This is a genomic window from Pedobacter sp. GW821-FHT01D05 (assembly GCF_059422505.1).
The window spans coordinates 1-1,553 of sequence record NZ_JBWKXA010000015.1; the positions used below are offsets into that span (position 1 = coordinate 1).

General features: G+C 39.5%; 2 protein-coding genes. One reads left to right on the top strand and one right to left on the bottom strand.

Annotated elements, in window-relative coordinates; all coding sequences use genetic code 11:
* The coding region (locus tag AC07VK_RS24760) for a hypothetical protein (protein ID WP_492963981.1) at positions 1-185 on the bottom strand (185 nt) is incomplete at its 3' end.
* Positions 186-417: 232 nt separating this feature from the next.
* Here AC07VK_RS24760 and AC07VK_RS24765 point away from each other — a divergent pair.
* The gene (locus AC07VK_RS24765; RefSeq protein ID WP_492956260.1) at positions 418-1,284 is read left to right on the top strand and encodes a DUF808 domain-containing protein; all 867 of its coding nucleotides are present in this window, start codon (positions 418-420) and stop codon (positions 1,282-1,284) included.
* Positions 1,285-1,553: the final 269 nt, after the last annotated feature.

Consider the following 1,553-nt stretch of genomic DNA (forward strand, 5'->3'; position numbering starts at 1 on the left):
TGATCTCCGCAGAACCTGATCCATTTTCCGTTTACATCTTCAGTCTTAAGTTCAATAGCCCTGATGGCAGCGAAATCGCTTTTGGGCATAGGTAGATTGTTTATCCCAGGGTTTCCCAAAAGGATTGCAGCGTACAGCAGGACGGAACCCAACCTACCTCTTACTGCTATTGCGCTCCAGACCATCAAAATATTTAACCTTCTGGATTAGCCTTAACAAATAAGTTAAACGCTGCTTTAACCATTTAAAGTGATGTTTTTTCACGATTATCATCTCAACGACCGTGTGCATGATAGATTTAGCAAATATATCCTATCTATAGCATACTTTTTTAGCACATATAGCTTAAAGATTTGAGTATGATTGTTCGAATCTGGAAAGGATTTGATATTTTGCGGCATAATTTAATTTAGATATATGGCTTCAGGTTTTTTTGCGATTTTGGATGATATAGGTGCTTTAATGGACGATGTAGCGGTAACAGCTAAGGTAGCGGCCAAGAAGACTGCGGGGATTTTGGGAGATGATTTAGCGGTAAATGCAGAAAAGTCAACTGGTTTTCTTTCCTCGAGAGAATTGCCGGTACTATGGGCAATTACAAAAGGATCATTCGTGAATAAGCTTATTATTGTTCCGATTGCGCTATTACTCAATTTCTTTTTTCCAATAGCGATTAAAGTGATTTTGGTATTGGGCGGGTTGTACCTGGCGTATGAAGGGGTGGAGAAAATCGTTGAATATTTTATTCATCGATCAAAGCCCTCACATGTAGAGGTAAAAGAAGTCATCCAAGAGGGGGAGGCAGCAGAAAAAGCGAAAATTAAATCAGCTATTATTACCGATTTTATTTTATCAATAGAAATCGTAATTATTGCTTTGGGAAGTGTGCTCGAAGAAAAGCTGCTTATACAAATTATGACCGTATCGGCTGTAGCTTTGTTGGCTACCGTTGGTGTTTATGGCATCGTAGCCATTATTGTTAGAATGGATGATGCCGGATATCGCTTAATGAAGGCATCAGGTGAAAAAGGTATACTTTCATCAATTGGAAACCTACTGGTTCGTTCTTTACCGGTTATAATAAAAATATTAAGTGTTGTAGGAACAGTAGCATTAATCTTGGTTTCAGGTGGAATTTTTGCACATAATGTTGGCTTTTTACATCACGTTCTTCATACTTTACCTTCAATTCTTAGGGAATTTGCTTTTGGATTAGCAGCTGGGCTAGTCTCTGTGCTTGTTTTAACTGCGGGTAAAAAACTTTTAGCTATTATCAGAGCATAAGGAATTGGTAGTTATTCTATTTTGCAGGTATGAATTGGTTATTTTTTTGTGAAAAGCAGTTTTGGTGCTACTATATAGGTGTTGTCCCGCCATCCGTTGCAAAGCCTTGGTTCGTTCCTCACCATCGGGTTTTCCACTTCTGTCGGGTTTAGGCGGCAGGGGCTGGCGAAGTTTCAAGTGGCCGGGCGCAGTGAAAACTCCGGAAGCCTGAAGGGGGGACTGCTATAAACACGCATTCTTTCAAAAAGTTTTGCTATCTGCAAAACTTT

Excerpts from the sequence above, each read along its gene's own strand:
- AC07VK_RS24765 (WP_492956260.1), top strand. The coding sequence starts at position 418 with ATGGCTTCAGGTTTTTTTGCGATTTTGGATGATATAGGTGCTTTAATG.